Origin of the sequence: Saccharothrix violaceirubra, assembly GCF_014203755.1 — a bacterium.
GTDB classification, from domain to species: Bacteria; Actinomycetota; Actinomycetes; order Mycobacteriales; family Pseudonocardiaceae; genus Actinosynnema; species Actinosynnema violaceirubrum.
On the sequence record NZ_JACHJS010000001.1, the window covers coordinates 608,511 to 625,710 of the forward strand.

Genomic DNA, 17,200 nt, shown 5'->3' on the forward strand with positions numbered 1-17,200 from the left:
CCCGACGGGCCGGTCCTTCGCGGACCGGCCCGTCGTGTTTTCCTCACCGGGTGGACTTCCTCCGCTTCGGCCTCCTGGTCGCCGGTGTGGTGTGCGTGGCGACGGGTCTGCTGCCGGTCGACGAGGCCGGGGCGAGCCTGTCGCGCATCGCGCCGTTGCTGCTGTTCCTGACGGCCGTGATCGTGCTGGCGGAACTGGCCCGCGAGGCGCGGGTGTTCGACGTGGTGGCCGTCCGGCTGGCCGTGCTCGGCCGGGGGTTCACGTGGGCGTTGTTCCTGCTCTGCGTGGCGTTCGCGGCCACCACGACCGTCGTGCTGAATCTGGACACCACGGCGGTGCTGCTGACGCCGGTGTTCCTGGCGTTGTCCGTGCGGATCGGGATCTCCGCGCTGCCCTTGGCGATGACGACGCTGTGGTTGGCGAACACCGCGAGCCTGCTGCTGCCGGTGTCGAACCTGACCAACCTGCTGGCGGCCGAACGGGTCGCCGCCGACCCGTTCGCGTTCGCCGGGCGGATGTGGCTGCCGCAGGTGGTCGCGGTGGCGGTCACGACTGTGGTGCTGTGGGTGTGCCACTGGCGTCGGGAGTCCGTCCGGTACACGGTGCCGGCGCCCGTGGTCCTCGTCGGGCGTGAGCGGGCGTTGTTCCGGTGGAACGCGGGTGCGTGCGTGCTCTTCGTGGTCGCGATCCCGGTGTTGCGCTCGGAGGTCGAGTGGGCGGCGCTCGGCGCGGCCTCGGTCGCGGTCGGGGCGTTCCTCGTCCACGACCGGCGACGGCTGGGCTTCGGGTTGTTCCCGTGGCGGCTGTTGGTCTTCGTGAGCGGGTTGTTCCTGGTCGTGCCGACGGTGAGCCGGTACGGGTTGTCGGACGCCCTGGCCGTGATCGGCTCCGGGGACCCGCTGCGGACCGCCGCCGTGTCGGCCGGGCTGGCGAACCTGATCAACAACCTGCCCGCGTACGCGGCGGTCGAGGCCGTGGTGCCGGCGGCCGACCTGCCGGCCGTGCTGATCGGCACGAACGTGGGCGCGGTGGTCACGCCCTGGGCCTCGTTGGCGACGCTGCTGTGCCTGGAGTTCTGCCGTGCCCACGGCGTGCGGGTGCGCGTGTGGCGACTCGTGGGCGAGGGGTTGGTGCTCGCTTCGGTCGCGGTGACAGCGTGCGCACTGGTGCTTTAGGCCGTGCTTTCGGGTGTGGGGTACGCGCTAGCCGCGCCACACCCGAAAGCACGGCCTAGGTTGCCCGCCCGCCGATCCTGGCCGTCAACTCCTCGGCCGCCGCGCGCACCGGTGCCGCCAGCTCCGGCCAGGTCGCCGCGCACCCGTCGTCGCAGACGTGCCGGAACGTCACCGTGATCGCCGCGATGGGCCGTTCGCCGTGGTCGAAGACCGGCGCCGCGACCGAGGCGAACCCGGCGGTGACGTACCCGTCCTCGACCGCCCAGCCCTGGCGGCGTTCCCGCGTCAGCAGCCGGCGCAACGACGGCAGGTCGTGCGGCCCACGCCCGGTCCGATCGACGAACGCCGCCGTGCCCGGGAACAGCGCCCGGACCTGCGCGGCCGGCAGCCGGCCCAGCATCGCCCGACCGGACGCGGTCAGGTGTGCGGGCAGCCGGACGCCGACGTCGGAGACGATCGTGGTCGGCCGCTGCGGCTGCTCGCGCAGCAGGTAGAGGGCCTCGGCGCCGTGCAACACGCCCAGGTGCGCGGGCTGGTCGACGGTGTCCACGAGCCGCCGCAGCAACGGCCGCGCCAGCCGTTCCAGCGGGTCGTGCCGCAGGTAGGCCGACCCGAGTTCGAACGCGGCCACGCCCAGGCCGTACCGCCGCTCCTCGGGGAAGTGCGTGGCGAACCCGGCCTCGGTCAGCTCGGCCAGCAGGTGGTAGGTCGTCGACCGGGGCAGGCCCAGTTCCCGCGCCACGGCCGCCGCCGACAGCGGCCCCGGCCGCCCGGCCAGCAGGCGCAGCACCGCCAGGCCCCGGCGCAGAGCCGGTACGTCGCTGCTGCCGCCCATGAAGTCATTCTCAACAAACCGGGGTCCGCGTGCATTGGAGGGGTATGACCTTCGAGGAGTTCGCGGTACAGCAGGCGACACCGCTGCTCCGCTACGCCACGGTGTTGACCGGCGACCCGCATCTGGCACAGGACGTCGTGCAGGAGGTGCTGCTGCGCGCGCAGCAGCGGTGGGCGCGGATCTCGGCGGTGGACTCGCCCGGCGCTTACGTCAAGCGCATGGTCACCAACGAGTTCCTGTCGTGGCGTCGGCGGCGGCAGTTCCACCTGACCCTGGACGACGCGTCGCACGCGGCCGACCCGACCACGTCCCTCGACGACCGGGACGCGCTGTTGGGCCTGGTCGGGCGGTTGCCGCGCAAACAGCGGGCCGCGCTCGTCCTGCGCTACTTCGAGGACTGGGACGACGTCGAGATCGCCGCGGCCCTGGGCTGCTCCGAGGTCACGGTCCGCAGCCACATCTCCCGCGCGCTCGCCACGCTGCGCGCGGCCGACCTCGTGAAGGAGTCGACGTGAACGACCTGGAAGGGCGCCTGCGCGGCGCGTTCGAGCACCAGGCGGACCAGGCGCCGCCGGCACACACCGTGCTGGCCGCAGTCGGACGTGCACCGCGCAACACGACGCGGTGGCTCGCCGCCGCGGCGGTGGTCGCGGCCGTCGTGGTGGGGGCGACGGCCTTGGTGGACCGCCCGGAGTCGGTGCCGTTGGGCACCCAGCCGGAGGCGACCCGGGTGATCGATTCGGGCTACCGCCCGACCTGGGTGCCCGACGGCTACCGCGAGACCAAGCGGGTGATCGAGGACGGCGTGGTCACGCGCATCTGGTCGGCCGAGGGGTTGCCGCGCCCGACGATCAGCGTCACGACCACCCGCCACGAGCCCGGCTTCCCTCCCTTGCCGGACGGCATGACCCGCGGCGTCTACCTGATGGCGCCCGAGGCATGGGTGCTGGCGGAGGTCGAGAACGCGACCGACCAGGACACCGTCCTCCAGCGCGTGCGGACGTCGCTGCACCGCGACCCGACCCCGTTCCACGTGCCGGTCGAGGTGGTGGCGGGCGGGCCGGTGGTCGAACGCACGACCCTGTACGCGGGGCGCGACGGTCACTGGGCGGTCGAGGCCCGGGTCGGCGGACGGTTCCAGGTCGTCTACTCCGACGTGGAGGACCCGGCGGGCGTGGTGACCTGGCTGACGGTCAAGGACCCGTCCGGGTCGTGGGAGGCGACGTCGTACGTGGTCCGGCGCGGACCGGACCGGTGGGTGCGGGTGATCTCGGCGGGCACGCTGGCCGCGTCCGAGGAGGAACTGGCGGCGGTCGCGGACAAGCTGGTGCTCGACCCGGAGCCGGATTTCGGGTGGGCGCCCTGAGTCAGGCGACGTGCTGCGCCGGCGGGTCGATGCCTGATCCGGAGTCGGGCTTCGGGTAGGCCGTCTCCGGTCAGGTGGTGCGGTTCGTGCCCGGCGGCTGCCGCGGGCGGGTCGGTGCCGGCCGCGGGGCCGGGTGATTCCGGCGGGCACGCCGGTCGCGGCGCGGCGGTGGTGGTCGTGGGCAAGCCCGTGCGCGCTCCAGGACCGGACTTCGGGCGGGCGTACCGAGTCTGGTATCCCAGACGCGTTCGGCGCTTCCCGGGTCGTGCGGACGGGACGGTCGCGTTGTGATGTGCTCATGCAGCGACCCGTGCACCTGGGCACCGAGCCACCGAGCCGCAACGACGTCGTAGCCGTCGCGCGCGGCAGCGCGACCGTCGAACTCGCCGACTCGGCGCGCGGGGCGGTGTCCGCCGCCCGGGCGCACGTGGAACGCCTGGCCACCGCCGTCGAGCCCACCTACGGCGTGTCCACCGGCTTCGGCGCGCTCGCCGTCCGGCACATCCCGCCGGACCGGCGGGCCGCCCTCCAACAGTCCCTGGTCCGCTCGCACGCGGCCGGCGCCGGGGACGAGGTGGAACGCGAGGTCGTCCGGGCCCTGGTCTTCCTCCGGCTCAAGACCCTGGCCTCGGGCCACACGGGCGTGCGCCTGGAGACCGTCGAGGCCATGGCGGCGATGCTCAACGCGGGCATCACGCCGATCGTCCACGAGTACGGCTCGCTGGGCTGCTCGGGCGACCTCGCGCCGCTGTCCGCCGCCGCGCTGGCGCTGACCGGCGAAGGTCTCGTGCGGGACGCGGACAACGTGCTGCTCCCCGCCGCGCAAGCGCTTGCCGAGGCGGGCATCAAGCCCGTGGCCCTGGCCGAGAAGGAAGGGCTCGCGCTGATCAACGGCACGGACGGCATGCTCGGCATGCTCGTCCTGGCCCTGCGGGACCTGCGCGGCCTGCTCGACGTCGCCGACCTCACGGCCGCCATGAGCGTCGAGGCGCTGCTGGGCACCGACAAGGTCTTCGCGGCCGACCTGCACGCGTTGCGCCCGCACCCCGGGCAGGGACTGTCGGCCCAGCGCATGTTCGGGTTCCTGTCGGGCTCCGAGATCGTGGAGAGCCATCGGGGACCGCACTGCACGCGGGTCCAGGACGCGTACTCGCTGCGTTGCTCGCCCCAGGTCCACGGCGCGGCACGGGACACCGTCGCCTACGCCGAGACCGTGGCCGACCGTGAACTCGCCGCCGCCGTGGACAACCCGGTCGTGCTCGCGGACGGCCGGGTCGAGTCCAACGGCAACTTCCACGGCGCACCGATCGCCTACGTGCTGGACTTCCTCGCGATCCCGGTGGCGGACGTGGCCTCCATCGCCGAACGCCGCACCGACCGCATGCTCGACGTGAACCGCTCGCACGGGTTGCCGCCGTTCCTGGCCGACGACCCGGGCGTGGACTCCGGGCACATGATCGCCCAGTACACGCAGGCCGCGCTGGTCTCCGAACTCAAGCGCCTGGCGGTGCCCGCGTCCGTCGACTCGATCCCGTCGTCGGCGATGCAGGAGGACCACGTGTCCATGGGCTGGTCGGCGGCGCGCAAGCTGCGCAAGTCGGTCGACGCGCTGCGGACCGTGCTCGCGATCGAATTGCTCACGGCCGCCCGCGCGCTCGACCTGCGGGCACCGCTCAAGCCCGCGCCCGCGACCGCCGCCGCCGTCGCGAAACTCCGCGAGGTCGTGCCGGGTCCCGGTCCGGACCGGCACCTCGCGCCCGAGATCGCCGCCGCCGTCGACCTGATCCGAAGTGGAGCCCTGTGATGGTGAAAGCCGCTCGCGGTACCGAGTTGACCGCCCGCAGCTGGCAGACCGAGGCCGCGTTGCGGATGTTCCACAACAACCTGGACCCGGACGTGGCCGAACGCCCCGACGACCTGGTCGTCTACGGCGGCACGGGCAAGGCCGCGCGGGACTGGCCGTCGTTCGACGCCATCAGCCGCGAACTCGCCCGGCTCGCCGACGACGAGACGCTGCTCGTGCAGTCGGGCCGGCCGGTCGGCGTGATGCGCACCCACGAGTGGGCGCCGCGCGTGCTGATCGCCAACTCGAACCTGGTGCCGGACTGGGCGAACTGGCCCGAGTTCCGCCGCCTGGAGTCCGCCGGGCTGACCATGTACGGGCAGATGACGGCCGGGTCGTGGATCTACATCGGTACCCAGGGCATCCTCCAGGGCACGTACGAGACGTTCGCGGCCGTGGCGAACAAGCGGTTCGGCGGCACGTTGCGCGGCACGCTCACCGTCACGGCGGGCCTGGGCGGCATGGGCGGCGCGCAGCCGTTGGCCGTGACCATGAACGAGGGCGTGGCGCTCTGCATCGAGGTCGACCCCGACCGGGCACGGCGGCGCGTGGAGACCCGCTACCTCGACGAGGTCGCGGACGACCTGGACGACGCGATCGCCCGCGTGCTCAAGGCGAAGCAGGACGGCCGGGCGCTGTCCGTGGGCGTGATCGGCAACGCCGCCGAGATCCTGCCCGAGCTGCTGCGCCGCGAGGTGCCCGTGGACGTCGTCACCGACCAGACCTCCGCGCACGACCCGCTGGCGTACCTGCCCAAGGGCGTGGCGCTGGAGGACTGGGCCGACTACGCGGCCAAGAAGCCGGACGAGTTCACCGACCGGTCGCGCGAGTCGATGGCCGACCACGTCGAGGCCATGGTCGGCTTCCAGGACCGGGGCGCCGAGGTGTTCGACTACGGCAACTCGATCCGGGGCGAGGCCAAGCTCGCCGGGTACGTGCGGGCGTTCGACTTCCCCGGTTTCGTGCCCGCCTACATCCGGCCGTTGTTCTGCGCGGGCAAGGGCCCGTTCCGCTGGGCGGCGCTGTCCGGCGACCCGGCCGACATCGCGAAGACCGACCGGGCGATCCTGGAGCTGTTCCCGGAGAACGAGCAGCTCGCGCGGTGGATCCGGCTGGCCGGCGAACGCGTCGAGTTCCAGGGCCTGCCCGCGCGCATCTGCTGGCTGGGCTACGGCGAACGGCACCTCGCCGGGCTCAAGTTCAACGAGATGGTCGCGTCGGGCGAGCTGTCCGCGCCGATCGTCATCGGCCGCGACCACCTCGACTGCGGTTCGGTCGCCTCGCCCTACCGGGAGACCGAGGGCATGATCGACGGCTCCGACGCGATCGCGGACTGGCCGCTGCTCAACGCCCTGGTCAACACCGCGTCCGGCGCGACCTGGGTGTCGCTGCACCACGGCGGTGGCGTGGGCATCGGCCGGTCGATCCACGCCGGCCAGGTCACGGTCGCCGACGGGACGCCGTTGGCCGCCCAGAAGATCGAACGCGTCCTCACCAACGACCCGGCCATGGGCGTGATCCGGCACGTGGACGCCGGGTACCCCGAGGCCGTCGAGGTCGCCGCCGAGCGGAACGTGCCGATCCCGATGGCCGCCGAGTGACCGGCCTCGCGGACATCGCGGATGTCGGCCGCGACCCCCGCCGGGGTGGCTATTCGCGGCACGGCTTCGACCGCTCCGAGCTGGAGCTGCGGGCCTGGTTCACCGAGGAGGCCCAGCGGCGCGGCCTGGACGTGACGGTCGACCGCAACGGCAACCTGTGGGCGTGGTGGGGCACGCCCGGCCCGGACGCCGTGGTCACCGGCAGCCACCTCGACTCGGTGCCCGGCGGCGGCGCGTTCGACGGGCCGCTGGGCGTCGTCGCGTCGTTGCGGGCCGTGGACGTGTTGCGGGCCAAGGGTTTCGTGCCGCGACGGCCGTTCGCGGTCGTGGTCTTCGTCGAGGAGGAGGGCGGCCGGTTCGGCGTCGCGTGCCTCGGCTCCCGCCTGCTGACCGGCGCGATCGCGCCCGAGGCGGCGGCCCGCCTGACCGACCAGGACGGGGTGTCCTTCGGCGAGGCGGCGCTCGCGGCGGGCGTGGACCCGCTGCGGTTCGGTCGGGACGAGGAAGCGTTGCGGCACATCGGGGTTTTCGTCGAGCTGCACGTCGAACAGGGTCGCGGCCTGACCGTGCCGGTCGGGTTGGCGTCGTCGATCCTGGCCCACGGCCGGTGGCGGTTCACGTTCTCCGGCGAGGGCAACCACGCGGGCGCCACGCTCATGACCGACCGCCGCGACCCGATGGTGCCCGCCTCCCAGGTCGTGCTCGCGGCACGTCGGGCGGCCACGGACGGCGCCCGGGCCACGGTCGGCCGACTCGTGCCGAATCCCGGTGGCACCAACGTGATCCCGTCCTCGGTCGACCTGTGGCTGGACGCACGGGCCGCCGACGACGCGCGCACGCGTGCCGTGGTCGAGCGGATCTCCCAGGCGGCGAAGGATGCCGCCGAGGAGGAAGGCTGCGCCGTGCGGATCACCGAGGAGTCGTACGGCGACACGGTGCACTTCTCCCCGTCGTTGCGCGACGAGATCGCCGGCGTGCTCGGCGACGTGCCCGTGCTGCCCACCGGTGCCGGGCACGACGCGGGCATCCTGGCCGCGCACCGGCCGACCGCGATGCTGTTCGTGCGCAACCCCACCGGGGTGAGCCACGCGCCCGAGGAGTTCGCCTCCGACGAGGACTGCGCGGCGGGCGTCGTGGCGCTGGCGGCGACCCTGGAACGGTTGGCCGGATGAGGAACTTCTGGTGCGAGCGGGCGTGGCTGCCGGACGGCGTCGCGTCCCGCGTACTGGTCGAAGTGGACGGTGGCACGATCGTCAGCGTGTCCACAGTGGACACGATTCCCCTCGGTGCGGAACGGTTGTACGGCCTGGTCCTGCCGGGCTTCGCGAACACGCACTCGCACGCGTTCCACCGCGGCCTGCGCGGGCGCACGCACGCCGACGGCGGCACGTTCTGGACGTGGCGCGAGTCCATGTACGCGCTGGCCGGGAAGCTGACGCCGCGCACGTACTTCGAGCTGGCCCGTGCCGTGTACGCGGAGATGGCCGTCACCGGGGTCACGTCCGTGGGGGAGTTCCACTACCTGCACGACGGCGCCGACGACATGGCCGACGCCCTGCGCGCCGCAGCCGAGGAGGTCGGCCTCCGGCTCACGCTGCTGACCACGTGCTACCTGACCGGTGGCATCGGCCGGCCGCTGGAGGGCGTGCAACGGCGGTTCACGCACGGGACCGTCGAGAACTGGCAGGCGTCGATCGCCCGGCAGGCCGGCGGACCGCTGTTCCGGGCGGGCGGCGCGATCCACTCGGTGCGGGCCGTGCCGCGCGCGGCTGTCGCGGACATCGCCGCCGCGTTCCCGGACCGGCCGCTGCACGTCCACCTGTCCGAGCAGCCCGCCGAGAACGAGGACTGCCTGGCCGCGTACGGCCTGACGCCCACCGGCGTGCTCGCCGAGGCCGGCGCGCTGGGGCCGCGCACGACGGCCGTGCACGCTACGCATCTGACCGACGAGGACATCGCGCTGCTGGGCGGTTCGGGCACGACGATCAGCCTGTGCCCGACCACCGAGGCCGACCTCGCGGACGGCATCGGCCCGGCCCGCGCGCTGGCCGACGCGGGCAGCCCGCTCGCGCTGGGCAGCGACCAGCACGCCGTGATCGACCTGCTCCTGGAGGCCCGGAGCCTGGAGTACGGCGAACGGCTGCGCAGCGGTCGGCGGGGCAACTTCACCCCGGCCGAGCTGGTCGGCGCGTTGACCGACCACGCCGCGGTCGGCTGGCCGACCGCCGGCCGCATCGAGGTCGGCGCGGCGGCCGACTTCACCGCCGTGCGGCTGGACACCGCGCGGACCGCCGGCACCCGACCCGACCAGGTCGTGCTGACCGCGTCGGCACCGGACGTCTCGGTGGTCGTGGTGCACGGTCGCGTGATCGCGCGTGATGGCGTGCACGAGACCCTGGGCGACGTGCCACGCCTGCTCACCCGCGCGTTGGAGGCGCTGTGACCTCGACGGTGATCACCGGGATCGGCGAACTGACCACCCACTCGCCGCTCGGCCGGCTGTCCGACGCGGCCCTCGTGCTCGCCGAGGGACGGGTCGCGTGGGTCGGCCGGAGCGCCGACGCGCCGGACGCCGACGTACGCGTGGACGTCGGCGGCCGGGCCGTCCTGCCCGGTTGGGTCGACAGCCACACGCACCTGGTCTTCGCGGGCGACCGCACGGCCGAGTTCGAGGCGCGCATGGCCGGGCAGCCCTACACGGCGGGCGGGATCGCGACCACGGTCGCGGCCACCCGCGCGGCCGACGACGACGCCCTCGCCGCCAATCTCCGCCGCCTGGCCGACGAAGCCCTGGCCCAGGGCACGACGACGTTCGAGACCAAGACCGGCTACGGGCTGACCGTGGCCGACGAGCTGCGCGCGGCCCGGATCGCGGGCGTGTTCACCGACGAGGTCACGTTCCTGGGCGCGCACCTCGTGCCGCCCGGCACCGACGCGGACTCGTACGTCGCCCTTGTCGCGGGGGAGATGCTCGACGCGGTCGCGCCGCACGTGCGGTGGGCCGACGTGTTCTGCGAACGCGGCGCGTTCGACGAGGACCAGTCCAGGACCGTGCTCACGGCCGCCGCGCGCAAGGGCCTGGGCCTGCGCGTGCACGGCAACCAGCTCGGCGAGGGGCCGGGCGTGCGGCTGGCGGTCGAACTCGGTGCCGCGAGCGTCGACCACTGCACGTACCTGAGCGCCGCGGACGTCGACGCGCTCGCCTCGTCCGCCACGGTGGCCACGCTGCTGCCCGCGTGCGACCTGTCGACCCGCCAGTCCCTGCCGCCGGGCCGGGCGCTGCTGGACGCGGGCGCGACGGTCGCGTTGGCGGGCAACTGCAACCCGGGCAGCTCGTACACGACGTCCATGGCGTTCGGCGTGACCACGGCCGTGCTCCAGATGCGGCTGACCGTCGAGGAGGCCGTGTACGCGGCGACGAAGGCGGGCGCGATCGCGTTGCGCCGGGACGACGTCGGCCACCTCGACGTCGGCGCTCGGGCCGACCTCCAGGTGTTGGACGCCCCTTCGGTCACGCACCTCGCGTACCGACCGGGTGTCCCGCTGACGGTGGCCGTGTGGCAGCGGGGCGAACGGGTGGTGCGGCCGAGTCCGCTTTGATCGGTTGCCGTGATCAAGCGGGTGTGCCCGGCGGGGTGACACACTGCCCGGGAGCGGAAGGGGTGCGCAGTGGCTTACCAGCCGTCCTCGTGGGCCGTCTCCCAGTTCGGCGACCAGACCCACGCCGTCGTCCACAGCCTGGTGCGCGGCCTCAACCGGGCACAGCGCGCGCGGTGGCTGGTGCAGCGGGACGCGCACGCGCAGGGCGTGCTCACCAAACGGGCCTACGGCAGCCTCTGGGACACGCCCTACCACAGCGTGATCGAGGAACTCGGGCTGGAGAACCTCGACGGCTACCGGGTGCACCACCCCTACGGCGCGTCCTACGACCTGGCCATGGTCGGCGGTCGGGTCCTCGTGCCGTTCAAGCTGGGCTCGCGGATGCCGTTGTCGCCCAAGGTGGTGACGATCGCGACGCTGGTGCCGCAGCGCACCGGGCGGCGGTTCGGGGTCGAGCCGCCGGCCATGCTGTTCGACCTGCACGCGCCCGCGCGGCCCACCGTGGCCGACGCGGTCGCCGCCGCCGGCGAGGCCGACCTGACCGTGATCTACGTCGGGTTCGTCGCCAACGCCGACAGCGACCGCGTGCTCGGCGCGTGGTGGGGCGAACCGATCTCGCTCGCCGACGACGGCACGCTGACGTGGGAACCCGAGCGGCTGCCGCTCGACCTCGACCTCGAGGACGCGCCGCAGCTCCCGCTCACCGGCTTCGCCGAGGGCGACGAGCCCGAACTCGACGTGACGCGCCACCCCGACGCCCGCGATGCCTGACCTCGACCCGGCCCGCCTGGTCCAGGCCCGGGAGCTGGCCGGGCTGTCCCGGCGCGGGCTGGCCGAACTCGTCGGCGTCTCGGCGACGCAGCTCTGCCGCTACGAGGCCGGCGCTTCGCACCCCTCGCCGGACGTGGTGCGCGGCCTGGCCCGGACGCTCGACGTGCCGGCCGCGTTCTTCCGCCCCGGACGTCCGCACGTCCGCCTGCCCGTGTCGCGCAGGCCGGCCGCCGCCGCGTTCGCCGAGCAGGCGTGGGAGCTGGCGCACGCGCTCGAAGGCCACGTGCGGCTGCCCAAGGTCCGGCTGCCGCGCCCGGCCGTGGACACCGTGGTCGCGGCCCGTGCCGTGCGCTCGCTCTGGGGCCTGCTGCCGGGACCGGTCGCGCACCTGGTGCGGCGGTTGGAGTCCAACGGGGTCGTGGTGCTGTTCGGCGCGGAGCCGTTCGCCACCGCCGTCCCGGACCGGCCGGTCGTCGTCGTGCCGCGCGACCCGGATGTCTACGGCCACCGGTTCACCGTGGCCCGGGAACTCGGCCGCCTGCTGCACCCCGACCCGACCGAGCACGACCTGGACGTGTTCGCGGCCGAGTTCCTCACGCCGCGTGCCGCGATCACCCCCGAACTCCCCGACCGGGTCGACCTCGACCGGCTCGGCGAACTGCGCGCGGTGTGGGGCGTGCCGGTGCTCGCGCTGGTGCGGCGGGCGCGTGAACTCGGCGTGCTCTCCGACGCGGCGGGCACCCGCGGCCTGCGCCGGCTCAAGATCACGGAACTGTCGCCCGAACCGGTGACCGGCTACCCCGGCGAGCGGCCCGCCCTGCTCGGCCGCGCGTTCGGGATGTCCGGCCTGACCGCGCAGGCGCTCGCCGCGGAACTCGGCTGGCGGGTCTCCCACGTCCGTTCGATGCTCGGCATCGAACGGCCGCTGCTCAAACTCGTCTAAGCGCGCTCGCCGAGGAATTTCTCCACCGATTCCAGCGGTGCCCACAACTGTTCGTAGTAGAGGACGAAATACTTCTGGAACTTCTCGCTCTCCACGCGGAACCCGCTCAACCCCGCCTTCGACTGCCCGGAGAACGCGAGGAACGTGTGCGCGTCGTCGAACAGCATCAGGTTCACGCCGTCGGCGGGCGGTGACCACGGCAGTACGCGCACCTCGTAGTTCTCGATGTCCCGGGTTTCCGCGTGGTGCGCCACCAGCCAGTCGAGCATCGACGACTCGGGCCGTCCGCCGACGAACCGGACGCCGACGATCCGGCGCACGGTCCGCTCCCCGCGTTCCCTCGCCCAGTCCAGGATCGCGGTGAAATAGCGTTCCGCGGCGGTCGCCCGGTAGATCGTCGGCGGGTGTTGGTGCACGTAGGTGGTCCGGATCTGCGACGTCGTCCGCGCGATCCCGTCCGCGCCCGCCGCGTAGAACGCGGCGTGGTCGTCGAACCACTCCACCCCCACGGAATCCAGGCCGGGAAACGGCACCGGGACGGCCGGTTCGTCCTCGCCCATGTGCACGTCGAGCCACAGGTCGTGCAGCCGCGCCACCACGTCCGGAGTGGCCGCGCAGTACTCGGCGAACCTCTCCACGAATTCCCAGCGCGGCAGCCGGTGCCCGTTCAGCACGGCCGAAACCGTCTGCCTGCTGCACCTGATGTGACTCGCCAACGTCTCGATCGTCGGCTGCCCGGCACGCAGGCGCAGCGACTTCAACTCCCGGACGAGTCTCGCTAACGCGGGTGGGATTTCGGGCACCGTAACCTGCTTTCACGCCGACACACGCGGACGTCGCGATGATGGCACAGGACCGCACGAATCCGTCCGCTTCGGACCGGACCTGCCCGACCGCGACCGCACACTTCCCCGCGACCGCCGAAACCGGGGAGGACACCGTGAACCGCGAACACTGGCTGATCCGCGTCGCACCGCTCGTCGCCGCCTGGACCCTGATCACCGAGCGCTTCGGCCTCGACGACACCGTGCTCGTCGCCGGGGGCCTGTCGGGCGCCGTCATCGCGCTGGGCACGCACCGCGCGCTCGGGCTGCTGCGGGCCCGGCGCTGCTCCCGGTGCGACCACCACCGGTAAAAGCGGAAGGGGCGCCCCGCGCGGGGCGCCCCTTCGGCGGTCAGTCCTCGAAGTCCTCGTCGTCACGTGCCAGGTACGTGGCGAACCGCTCGATCGCCGTCTCGAACTCGGGGTTCGCGTCGACGAACGCCCGCAGCCGGTCGGCCACCCAGGCGAGGCTCACGTCCTCCTCGCCCCGGCGCCGCTCCAGTTCCTCGATGCCGCGGTCGGTGAAGTACACGGCCTACTCGAACGCCTTCGTGATGATCTCGCGCTGCTCGACCTCGTGCACCTTCGACGAGCCCGCCGACGGCGCCGCCATCGGCCGCCGCGAGATGCGCTTGAGCGAGTACCGCGAGGGCAGCAGGTCCGGCAGGTTCAGGCCGTAGAACGGCCATGCGCCCTGGTTGGCCGGCTCCTCCTGCACCCAGCGGACGTCGGCCGCGTTCGGGTAGCGCTCCAACGCCTCGGTCAGCTTGCGCACCGGCACCGGGTAGAGCTGCTCGACGCGCACGACCGCGGTGTCCGTCGCGCCGCGCTTCTCCTGCTCGGCGACCAGTTCGTAGTAGATCTTGCCGCTGCACAGCAGGACCTTCGTGACCGCGTCCGGCGACGTGATCGTCGGGTCGTCGATCACCGACTTGAAGCGCTCCTCGGTGAAGTCCTCGACCGGGCTCACCGCGGCCTTCAGACGCAGCATCGACTTGGGGGTGAAGACCACCAGCGGGCGGTTCACGCCGTCGAGCGCGTGGCGGCGCAGCAGGTGGAAGTAGTTCGCCGGCGTCGACGGCACGGCGATCGTCATCGAGCCCTCGGCGCACAGCTGCAGGAAGCGCTCGATGCGACCCGACGTGTGGTCCGGGCCCTGGCCCTCGTGACCGTGCGGCAGCAGCAGCACGACGTCGGAGACCTGGCCCCACTTGGCCTCGCCGGACGAGATGAACTCGTCGATGATCGACTGGGCGCCGTTGACGAAGTCGCCGAACTGCGCCTCCCACAGCACCAGCGCGTCCGGGTTGGCCACCGAGTAGCCGTACTCGAAGCCCAGCGCCGCGAACTCGGACAGCACCGAGTCGTAGACCATGAACTTGCCCTGGTCCTCGGCGAGGTTCTGCAACGGCGTGTACTCGTCGCCCTTCTTGCGGTCGACGAGCGTGGCGTGCCGCTGCACGAACGTGCCGCGCCGCGAGTCCTGGCCGGCCAGGCGGACCGTGCGGCCGTCGATGACCAGCGAGCCGAACGCGAGCAGCTCGGCGAACGCCCAGTCGATGCCGCCCTCGCGGGCCATCTTGGCCCGCCGCTCGAGCACCGGCTTGACGCGCGGGTGCGGCGTGAAGCCCTCGGGCAGGTCGACGTGCGAGTCGGCGATGTGCTCGATCACCGAACGCTCGATGCCCGTGGGCAGCTTGGCCGGGATCTGCTGCTCGGCCTCGATCGACGGCGAGGTCTTGATCGGGTGCTTCTCCAGCTCGCGCACCTCGTTGAAGACGTGCTCCAACTGCGAGGAGAAGTCCTGCAACGCCTTCTCGGCCTCCTCGACCGAGATGTCGCCGCGGCCGATCAGGGCCTCGGTGTAGGTCTTGCGGACCGAGCGCTTGGTGTCGATCACGTCGTACATCGCCGGCTGGGTCATCGAGGGGTCGTCGCCCTCGTTGTGACCGCGGCGGCGGTAGCACACCATGTCGATCACGACGTCCTTGTTGAACTTCTGCCGGTAGTCCACGGCCAGCTTGGCGACCCAGTAGCACGCCTCGGGGTCGTCGCCGTTCACGTGGAAGACCGGTGCGCCGATCATCTTCGCGACGTCGGTCGAGTACTTCGACGAGCGCGAGTTCTCCGGCGCCGTGGTGAAGCCGACCTGGTTGTTGACCACGACGTGCACCGTGCCGCCGGTGCGGTAACCGCGCACCAGGGCCAGGTTCAGCGTCTCGGCCACCACGCCCTGACCGGCGAACGCGGCGTCGCCGTGCAGCGCGACCGGCAGCACGGTGAAGCCCTCGCCGCCCTTGTCGAGCTGGTCCTGCTTGGCGCGGACGATGCCTTCCAGCACCGGGTCCACGGCTTCCAGGTGCGACGGGTTCGCGGTCAGCGACACCTTGGTCTCGCCGTCGCCGAACATCCGGAAGTACTTGCCCTCGGCGCCGAGGTGGTACTTCACGTCGCCGGAGCCGTGCGCCTGGCCCGGGTCGAGGTTGCCCTCGAACTCGCGGAAGATCTGCGAGATCGGCTTGCCGACGATGTTGGCCAGGACGTTGAGCCGGCCGCGGTGCGGCATGCCGATGACGACCTCGTCCAGCTCGTGCTCGGCGGCCTTGTCCAGCACGGCGTCGAGCAGCGGGATGACCGTCTCGCCGCCTTCGAGCGAGAACCGCTTCTGGCCGACGTACTTGGTCTGGAGGAACGTCTCGAACGCCTCGGCCGCGTTGAGCTTGGAGAGGATGTACTTCTGCACGGTGGCCGGGGGCTTCTCGTGCGGGACCTCGACGCGCTCCTGGATCCAGAGGCGCTCCTCCGGGTCGAGGATGTGCATGTACTCGACGCCGACCGTGCGGCAGTACGAGTTGCGCAGCACGCCCAGGATGTCGCGCAGGCGCATCCGCTCCTTGCCGCCGAAGCCGCCGACCGGGAACTCGCGGTCGAGGTCCCACAGCGTCAGGCCGTGGCTGAGCACGTCCAGGTCGCTGTGGCTGCGCTGGCGGTAGTTCAGCGGGTCCGTGTCGGCCATCAGGTGGCCGCGGGTGCGGAACGCGTCGATCAGCTCGATCACCCGGGCGGTCTTGTCGACCGCGCCCTCGGGGATGTCGGCGACCCAGCGGATGGGCTCGTAGGGCAGGCGCAGCGACGTGAAGACGTCGTCGTAGAAGCCGTCCTCGCCGAGCAGGAGCTGGTGGATGCGCTTGAGGAACTCGCCCGACTCCGCGCCCTGGATGATGCGGTGGTCGTAGGTCGAGGTCAGCGTGATGATCTTGCTGACGCCCATGTCGGTGAGCGCCTGCTCGCTGGTGCCCTGGAAGTGGGCGGGGTACTCCATGGCGCCGACGCCGATGATCGCGCCCTGGCCTGCCTGCAGGCGCGGCACCGAGTGGTTGGTGCCGATCGTGCCTGGGTTGGTCAGCGAGATGGTCGTGCCCGAGAAGTCCTCGGTGGTCAGCGAACCGCCGCGGGCCTTGCGGATCAGGTCCTCGTACGCCTGCCAGAACTGCGTGAACGTCATGTTCTCGCAGCCCTTGACCGAGGCGACGACGAGCGTGCGCGAGCCGTCCTTGCCGGGCAGGTCGATGGCCAGGCCGAAGTTGACGTGCTCGGGCGTGATCGCGAACGGCTTGCCGTCGATCTCGGCGTAGTGCCGGTTGAGGTTCGGGAACGACTGGAGCGCCCGGACCACCGCGTACCCGATCAGGTGGGTGAAGGAGACCTTCCCACCGCGGGTGCGCTTGAGGTGGTTGTTGATCACGATGCGGTTGTCGGCCAGCAGCTTGGCGGGCACGGCGCGCACGCTCGTCGCGGTCGGAACGGTGAGCGACAGCTCCATGTTCTTCGCGATCGCGGCGGCGGCACCGCGCAGCTGCTTCTGCTCCTGCCCGGCCTGCTCCTTCACCGGGGCGGCCTTGGCGGCGCTCGCCGGTGCGGGCTTGGCCGCGGGCTTGGTCTGGGGTGCGGGCTTCGCCTCGGTCTTGGGCGCGGGCCGGGCCGCCGGCTTCTCGGGTGCGGGCCTCGTCGCCGTGGCGGTGGGTGCCGCCGGCGCCGTGCCGCTCTCCGCCTGTGCGGCCGTCGCCCCGTTGCCCGACCGCTGCGTCGACTTGTAGTCGGCGAAGAAGTCGTGCCACGCGGGGTCCACGGACGACGGGTCGGCGAGGAACTGCTCGTACATCTCCTCGACCAACCACTCGTTGGGGCCGAACTGTGAAGCCGGACTGCTGCTGGACACGGCTGACGCTCGCCTCTATCCATC

15 protein-coding genes are annotated in these 17,200 nt (G+C 72.4%); 11 read left to right on the plus strand and 4 right to left on the minus strand.

The features are described 5' to 3' along the window. Positions 1-50: 50 nt before the first annotated feature. A complete protein-coding gene (locus F4559_RS03020; protein WP_184666045.1) occupies positions 51-1,175 on the plus strand; it encodes an ArsB/NhaD family transporter in 1,125 nt (374 codons plus the stop codon). 55 nt (positions 1,176-1,230) lie between these two features. Here F4559_RS03020 and F4559_RS03025 read toward each other — a convergent pair whose 3' ends face one another. Then, entirely contained in the window at positions 1,231-2,010 is a 780-nt protein-coding gene (locus F4559_RS03025) for an IclR family transcriptional regulator (RefSeq protein WP_184666046.1), read from the minus strand. Positions 2,011-2,054: 44 nt separating this feature from the next. Between F4559_RS03025 and F4559_RS03030 the strand changes: the two genes are divergently transcribed. The 9 genes from F4559_RS03030 (at position 2,055) to F4559_RS03070 (ending at position 12,134) form a co-directional block, all read left to right on the plus strand. Then, positions 2,055-2,525 (plus strand): SigE family RNA polymerase sigma factor, encoded by a 471-nt coding sequence (locus F4559_RS03030; RefSeq protein WP_184666047.1) that lies wholly within the window; start codon positions 2,055-2,057, stop codon positions 2,523-2,525. Then, positions 2,522-3,376 carry a hypothetical protein gene (locus tag F4559_RS03035; RefSeq protein WP_184666048.1) on the plus strand — a complete coding sequence of 285 codons (855 nt, stop codon included), beginning with the start codon at positions 2,522-2,524 and terminating at the stop codon, positions 3,374-3,376. Before F4559_RS03030 ends, F4559_RS03035 begins: the two co-directional genes overlap by 4 nt. A 298-nt stretch (positions 3,377-3,674) precedes the next feature. Beyond that, a complete protein-coding gene (gene hutH, locus F4559_RS03040) occupies positions 3,675-5,180 on the plus strand; it encodes a histidine ammonia-lyase (protein ID WP_184666049.1) in 1,506 nt (501 codons plus the stop codon). Continuing rightward, positions 5,180-6,820 (plus strand): urocanate hydratase, encoded by a 1,641-nt coding sequence (hutU, locus tag F4559_RS03045; RefSeq protein WP_184666050.1) that lies wholly within the window; start codon positions 5,180-5,182, stop codon positions 6,818-6,820. The genes hutH and hutU overlap by 1 nt, the downstream gene beginning before the upstream one ends. Beyond that, the gene (locus tag F4559_RS03050; RefSeq protein WP_184666051.1) at positions 6,817-7,992 is read left to right on the plus strand and encodes an allantoate amidohydrolase; all 1,176 of its coding nucleotides are present in this window, start codon (positions 6,817-6,819) and stop codon (positions 7,990-7,992) included. Before hutU ends, F4559_RS03050 begins: the two co-directional genes overlap by 4 nt. Beyond that, positions 7,989-9,263, plus strand: coding sequence for a formimidoylglutamate deiminase (locus tag F4559_RS03055; protein ID WP_184666052.1), 1,275 nt, complete (start codon positions 7,989-7,991; stop codon positions 9,261-9,263). Before F4559_RS03050 ends, F4559_RS03055 begins: the two co-directional genes overlap by 4 nt. Then, a complete protein-coding gene (hutI, locus tag F4559_RS03060) occupies positions 9,260-10,420 on the plus strand; it encodes an imidazolonepropionase (protein WP_184666053.1) in 1,161 nt (386 codons plus the stop codon). The genes F4559_RS03055 and hutI overlap by 4 nt, the downstream gene beginning before the upstream one ends. A gap of 69 nt (positions 10,421-10,489) precedes the next feature. Then, positions 10,490-11,191 carry a hypothetical protein gene (locus F4559_RS03065; RefSeq protein WP_184666054.1) on the plus strand — a complete coding sequence of 234 codons (702 nt, stop codon included), beginning with the start codon at positions 10,490-10,492 and terminating at the stop codon, positions 11,189-11,191. Then, the gene (locus tag F4559_RS03070; protein ID WP_184666055.1) at positions 11,184-12,134 is read left to right on the plus strand and encodes a helix-turn-helix domain-containing protein; all 951 of its coding nucleotides are present in this window, start codon (positions 11,184-11,186) and stop codon (positions 12,132-12,134) included. Before F4559_RS03065 ends, F4559_RS03070 begins: the two co-directional genes overlap by 8 nt. Here the strand turns inward: F4559_RS03070 and F4559_RS03075 are convergent. Continuing rightward, positions 12,131-12,937, minus strand: coding sequence for a helix-turn-helix domain-containing protein (locus F4559_RS03075; protein ID WP_184666056.1), 807 nt, complete (start codon positions 12,935-12,937; stop codon positions 12,131-12,133). The two genes, F4559_RS03070 and F4559_RS03075, sit on opposite strands and share 4 nt — an antisense overlap. A 137-nt stretch (positions 12,938-13,074) precedes the next feature. Between F4559_RS03075 and F4559_RS03080 the strand changes: the two genes are divergently transcribed. Beyond that, positions 13,075-13,269: a hypothetical protein gene (locus F4559_RS03080; RefSeq protein ID WP_184666057.1), complete on the plus strand. Its 195-nt coding sequence runs from the start codon at positions 13,075-13,077 to the stop codon at positions 13,267-13,269. Positions 13,270-13,309: 40 nt separating this feature from the next. On the opposite strand, the gene F4559_RS03085 is transcribed toward F4559_RS03080, so the two are convergent. Together F4559_RS03085 and F4559_RS03090 are read right to left on the minus strand one after the other, a co-directional pair. After that, entirely contained in the window at positions 13,310-13,489 is a 180-nt protein-coding gene (locus F4559_RS03085) for a DUF6104 family protein (RefSeq protein WP_184666058.1), read from the minus strand. 3 nt (positions 13,490-13,492) lie between these two features. Further along, a complete protein-coding gene (locus F4559_RS03090) occupies positions 13,493-17,176 on the minus strand; it encodes a multifunctional oxoglutarate decarboxylase/oxoglutarate dehydrogenase thiamine pyrophosphate-binding subunit/dihydrolipoyllysine-residue succinyltransferase subunit (protein WP_184666059.1) in 3,684 nt (1,227 codons plus the stop codon). Positions 17,177-17,200: the final 24 nt, after the last annotated feature.

Excerpts from the sequence above, each read along its gene's own strand:
- F4559_RS03025 (WP_184666046.1), bottom strand. The coding sequence starts at position 2,010 with ATGGGCGGCAGCAGCGACGTACCGGCTCTGCGCCGGGGCCTGGCGGTG.
- hutU (WP_184666050.1), top strand. The coding sequence starts at position 5,180 with ATGGTGAAAGCCGCTCGCGGTACCGAGTTGACCGCCCGCAGCTGGCAG.
- F4559_RS03030 (WP_184666047.1), top strand. The coding sequence starts at position 2,055 with ATGACCTTCGAGGAGTTCGCGGTACAGCAGGCGACACCGCTGCTCCGC.
- F4559_RS03070 (WP_184666055.1), top strand. The coding sequence starts at position 11,184 with ATGCCTGACCTCGACCCGGCCCGCCTGGTCCAGGCCCGGGAGCTGGCC.
- hutH (WP_184666049.1), top strand. The coding sequence starts at position 3,675 with ATGCAGCGACCCGTGCACCTGGGCACCGAGCCACCGAGCCGCAACGAC.
- F4559_RS03055 (WP_184666052.1), top strand. The coding sequence starts at position 7,989 with ATGAGGAACTTCTGGTGCGAGCGGGCGTGGCTGCCGGACGGCGTCGCG.